This is a genomic window from Meiothermus sp. (assembly GCF_025060375.1).
Taxonomy (GTDB): domain Bacteria; phylum Deinococcota; class Deinococci; order Deinococcales; family Thermaceae; genus Meiothermus.
Genome location: NZ_JANXCG010000070.1, coordinates 1 through 4,925, shown reverse-complemented (window position 1 = coordinate 4,925; position 4,925 = coordinate 1). Strand labels below are relative to the sequence as shown.

Here is a 4,925-nt window from a genome sequence, read left to right as displayed (position 1 = left end):
TTGCTTGAGCACCTCCAAGGGCGCCCCGCCCGCTGTCAGGATGGCGTAGGAACCCGACCATAGCACGGGCTTCCAGTAAAACTTGCTGAGGTGTTCGGCGTGGCGCTTGCGTAAGGCGCGACTGGTGACAGTTTTGAGGCTGTTGACAAACTTTGCAGGTTCGACAGTCGGAGTGGCCTCGAACAGTAGATGTACGTGGTCGGCTTCACCGGAAAACTCGACCAACTCGCAACCCCATTGCTCGCACACCTGGGCGACCTTCTGCCGCAACTCCTCCAACATCACCCCGGTCAAACACTTACGCCGGTATTTGGTGACCAGAACCAAATGATACGGAAGGAAGGCGGCGTTGTTGGCGGTCTTGAGTTTGACGATACACTAGAGGCGTGCAGGCCCGCCAGGTGCGTTACAAGCTCTACCCCAACCAAGCTCAACTTGAGACCTTGGAGCGGTGGAACCGCCTGCACTGCAACCTGTACAACGCCTGCATCGAGCAGCGCCGCAAAGCTTGGGCTAAAGGGAAGACCATTAGCTACTACGACCAGCAAAACGAGCTGCCCAGGCTCAAGGAGGAGATGCCCGAATACCAGGTGCTGGGCAGCCATGCCCTGCAGGAGACCGTGCGGCCGGGCCTTCCAGGCCTTCTACCGTCGGGTCAGGAGGGGTGAGAAGCCGGGCTTCCCTCGCTATAAGAGCCCCAAGAGCTTTGTGGGCTTTTGCTACCCCGACCGGGCCGGGTGGAAGTTCGAGCGAGGGCCAAACGGGAAACATGGGGGCCATCCGGGCCAGGGGCAAACCCCGGCAGTGGGGTGAGCCTCGTCAGGTGACGCTGACCCGCACCTCGCATGGCTGGTATGCAACTATCACCCTTCGTTGCCAGCCTACCCGCAAATCCGGCAATGGGTCTGTGGGCATAGACCTGGGCGTGGAGGCGGTAGCGACCCTGTCGGATGGCACTAGGGTGGAGAACCCCCGCTTCCTCAAGCGGGCAAGCAGCCGGCTCAGGGGCTTGCAGCGTAAGTTGTCCCGGCAGAAGCGCTTCAGCAACCGCTGGAAGCGGACCAAACAGGCCATTGCTCGGTTACACCGGAGGGTTGCCAACCAAAGGGATGACTTCCAGCACAAGCTGACCGCCGGTTGGGTTGCGAGATACGGACTCATCGCAACCGAAAGCCTAAAGGTCAAAGCCATGACGGCAAAGGGTGGAAGGGGAAAGGCAGGCCTCAACCGGGCGATGCTCGACGTGGGGATGCGAGGCATCCTGCAAAAGCTGGCGTACAAAGCGAAAGAGGCTGGTACGCGGCTGGTAGAGGTGCCCACCCCCAAGGTCAAGCCTTCGCAGACCTGTCCCCTCTGCCTACGCCAGGAGAAAAAACTACCCTCTCAGCGTGTGCACCGCTGCCCCTGTGGGTGCGCCATGCCCCGCGACCAGGCCGCGGCCTTGGTCATGCTGAGATGGGCGTTAGACCCTGGGTGTACGGGCTCCAGCCCGTCCCGCAGGGAATCTACCCCCTGGGAACCAGGGGGCGGGGAGGGGTCGAAGTCTGACCTCAACGAACCGCGAAACCCCGACCACACTGCGATAGCGGTTGGTCGTGGGTAGTTCATGAAGTGGTCTTCGTGGGCCGCGCCCTGGACCCGAACGAGGGGCCTGACCCCAGGCCAGGGCCCGCCGGGTGCCGTTGGACGAGCTCCAACCCTTCAGACCCCATCCACTGGCGGATGGGCTGCACCCAGAGGGCCCGGTTCAACACCCCGGGAACCCGCACCATTTTCCTCACAGCCTTTGACCCCCAGGGCAGGACAAGGAGCGTCAATGTGACCATCAACATCGTCGACTCCCCCAACAGGCCGCCCACGTTCACCCCTATGCTGCTCACCCCACCCGACTTCCCGGCCAGCCCTCCGCAGCGCCCGCTTCCCGAGTACCTCTCGACCACCCCTCTGGAGATCAAGGTGTCCAATCCCAGCGACCCGGAGGGCGATGAACCCATCACCCTCACCTGGACTTCCCTTCCCCGCAAAGAGGCTACGCGGGTCTGGCACGCTCTTGTAGGCTGTAGCCAAATGCAAGGTATCGGCGATCTGGTGGTCAGTTACGGTCAGAGAGTCGAGGCGCTGCTGGTGCAGCTGGGGGCCAGGGGCCCCGCCAGGGGCGCCGGTGAGCTTCTCGAGCAGGTTCGGCATCTCATGGATGAGCCGGGCCTGCGGCAGGTGCGCCACTTCCTCCGGTTGCGCAATAGGGTGGTCCACGGCAGGCCGGTGGAGATGCCCATGCCCACCAGGGAGCAGGTGGAGGTTGCCGGACGGGCTGCCGTGGGGGCGCTCGAGCGGGCCCTAGCCCGCCAGCGCGGGCAGGTGTACTTCCAGAGCCCCTTTGTGCGCGAGCCCCAGACCACCGCCACCGTCCCTGATGAGCCATCCCCCGAGGGGCCGACCGGATCGGTTTACCGCATCCGCGAGCGGGACGAGCCCTACGAGATCTGGGTGGGCCCTGCCGGGGTGTGGGTGGTCGCCCAAGCACCGGAGGTTCGGCAAAAAAAGCGGCTGGAGGTGGAGGTGGCCCTGGCCCAGCGTTTTCCCCGGCTTCAGGTACGGGCCGCCCGGTCTACCCACGGCCTCGAGACCCGCCTCCGCCGGGGCCGCCGTCAGCTATCCCCAAGGGGCATTGTTGAGGTGGTGCGGCAGCTGGTTCCCCAGGGCAATCCTGCTCCGGCCAGTCCCCCCGCGACCCCGGCACAGGAGGCCCCCAGGGTCCGCCGGGTATCCCTTCAGGGGGTGCCGGCCAGCTTCTACGTAGGCCCAGCGGGCGTGCTCGTTGTTGCCGAACATTCCCTCATAGCGCACGCCGAGGCCAGGCGGGTCTGGGAGGATTCCGGCGGGGCGATCCCGGCCAGCCCAGCCGTAAGGGAGCCGGGCCTGAAAGAGCCGCAGACATACAAAGACGGCGTGCTGACCCTGCGGGACGAACGGGCCATCCACGCCTACCTGCAGGGTCGGTGCCAGCTGAACCGCGACGAGGTGGATGCGGTCGCTGGCTGGCTCTACAACCGGCAATCCCCGGTACCCGTACTGCGGGACAAAAGCGGGCGCTACTCCCTAAGGGCGGGGGAGGTGGTGGAGGGAAGGCTTCAGGCGCCTCCCCGCTTCCTGGTTGAGCGGGTGCCGTCAGCAGAGACCCCCAAGAACCCCTTCCTGAGCCTTATCCGGAGCATCGGCTGGCGGGTGGTGTTCCTGCCGGAGCTGGCTGCGTTCCTCACCCTGGCCATCCAACAGCCCGGGGTCCTGCCGATAGTGGGCCTCCTATTGTTGCGCTTCTTTGCCCTTTTCGGAAGCGACGAACTGGGCTGGAAGCGGAAGGTTCGCATAGGCGTGGGGCTGGCAGAGCTGGGTTTCTGTGCGGTGTCCCTTATGGAGCCCAGAACCGCCCCAATCACGGTTCTGCTGCTCATCGGCGTCCCTGCCGTGGCGTCCCTGGTCAGCGGGGCCTGGCCCAAAGCCGCCAGATAGGCCGGGCTGTCCCTTCCAACCCGGGAGTGGGGCTACGCCGGCCCGCCGAGGAGGTCCTGCTCCGCTAGGAAGCCTCCTCCATAATGGGGGCAGGTATTCAGGGCTTTCCCCCACGGCGGAGCAGGTGCGGGCGGTGGGGACCTTCTCTACGTCTACGTGGCCACCACCCGGGCCAAGCGCCTCCTGGCCCCCCTCTTGGGAGGGGGCGGTACCGCCCTCCTCGGGGCGGTAGGAGCGGCTGCTTCAGGCCATCGAGCCGCTAGAGCGACGGGTGGAGGCCCTGGAGGAGGAGGTGCTGGCCCCGAGGCGCCAGGTGGCTGGGGCTCGAGGGAATGGCCGGACCCCGGGCAGGCCAAGGACTATGCCCGCCGGGGAAGGTCCAGCTCTGCCAGGCCCGGCGTTGGAACGGACCAGCACGGTGAAGGGCTTCCCCCTTACCTGCCCCACCCGGCTCCGCCCTTCAGCGCAGCAGGGTTAGGAGGGCCAGGACCACCCCCAAGCCGGTTAAGACCAACATGAGGCGGTTCAAGACGGTGTTGATCTCAGCCTTAACCTCCTGGCACAGGCGACAATTTCACCTTGCATTTCCTGCTGTAAGACAGCAATCTCCCCCTTCATCTCCTGCCGCAGGGCGGCGATCTCCTCCTTGCTCTCCCCCCTCAGGGCCTGGATCTCCCCCGTGAGCTCCTGCCGGAAAGCTTCCAGCCTTCCCTCTAGGCTGGTGATCCGTTCGGGAAGAAGGCGCACCACCGCCTCCACGATCCCTTCCAGCTTGAGGAGGCGTTCCTCCTTGGTCATCCCCCACAGGATGCCCCTCCCAGGACCTTCCGCCAAGGCAAGGTGCCTGTCTTTGGGAGAGGGCTCCCCTTCCTCCAAAGCCCAGCCCCGTAGGGGCAAGAACATGCCCGACCCAGGGCGCCCCGAGCAGGCCCGTGACCCGGGCCCGCCCGGGGAAGGCCCTGGGCCCACGCCGGTCGGGCCTTCGTCTACCCGCGCAGGTGGGAGGTGGAGGAGGCCCAAAGGGACCGCCGCTTCCTGGAGCTCGCCCGCCAGCATCCCGACGCCTCCGGATCCGCACCCCTCTGCATAGGCCGGGGGAAGGGGAGTGATGGGACTCCCCCGGAAGCGGGTCCTGCCCCTATGTTCCCAGTGACCCGCTGAGCAGGTAAGGGGCGATAAAAAAGAACCCCACTGCTTCAGCTGTGGAGGTGTCAACCATCCTGAAGGACCCCACCGAAGGGGTGAAGCGGCCCAAGTTGCCCCGCCGCCTCCCCGTCTACCTCACCCCGCCCGAGGTGGCCCGCCTTCTGGAGGCCGCCTACCGCCACCGCTCCCCGCGCATCGGCCTTCGGGACTGGGCCCTCTTGGCCTTCCTCTACGGCACGGGCCTCCGCCTGTCCGAGGCCCTGGGCCTC

At 65.9% G+C, this 4,925-nt stretch carries 5 protein-coding genes and 1 pseudogene; 4 read left to right on the top strand and 2 right to left on the bottom strand.

From position 1 onward, the window contains the following. Positions 1-375 (bottom strand): IS200/IS605 family transposase (gene tnpA / locus NZ849_RS08870; protein ID WP_295406243.1); only part of this gene is annotated, 375 nt, incomplete at its 3' end. A gap of 11 nt (positions 376-386) precedes the next feature. On the opposite strand from tnpA, the gene NZ849_RS08865 reads away from it, so the two are divergent. From NZ849_RS08865 to NZ849_RS08860, 3 genes are all read left to right on the top strand, one after another. Then, entirely contained in the window at positions 387-668 is a 282-nt protein-coding gene (locus NZ849_RS08865; RefSeq protein ID WP_295406241.1) for a hypothetical protein, read from the top strand. Positions 669-769: 101 nt separating this feature from the next. After that, positions 770-1,603 (top strand): RNA-guided endonuclease InsQ/TnpB family protein, encoded by an 834-nt coding sequence (locus tag NZ849_RS12100; RefSeq protein WP_367182964.1) that lies wholly within the window; start codon positions 770-772, stop codon positions 1,601-1,603. 17 nt (positions 1,604-1,620) lie between these two features. Beyond that, positions 1,621-3,510, top strand: a complete 1,890-nt coding sequence (locus NZ849_RS08860; RefSeq protein WP_295406239.1) for a hypothetical protein — start codon at positions 1,621-1,623, stop codon at positions 3,508-3,510. 525 nt (positions 3,511-4,035) lie between these two features. On the opposite strand, the gene NZ849_RS08855 is transcribed toward NZ849_RS08860, so the two are convergent. Beyond that, positions 4,036-4,308, bottom strand: coding sequence for a hypothetical protein (locus NZ849_RS08855; RefSeq protein ID WP_367182963.1), 273 nt, complete (start codon positions 4,306-4,308; stop codon positions 4,036-4,038). Positions 4,309-4,712: 404 nt separating this feature from the next. On the opposite strand from NZ849_RS08855, the pseudogene NZ849_RS08850 reads away from it, so the two are divergent. After that, a pseudogene (locus tag NZ849_RS08850) lies at positions 4,713-4,925 on the top strand (recombinase XerC); the annotation flags it as partial.

What these genes read in the sequence shown, in the direction of transcription:
- NZ849_RS12100 (WP_367182964.1), top strand. Translation starts at nt 770, where the DNA reads ATGGGGGCCATCCGGGCCAGGGGCAAACCCCGGCAGTGGGGTGAGCCT.
- NZ849_RS08855 (WP_367182963.1), bottom strand. Translation starts at nt 4,308, where the DNA reads ATGACCAAGGAGGAACGCCTCCTCAAGCTGGAAGGGATCGTGGAGGCG.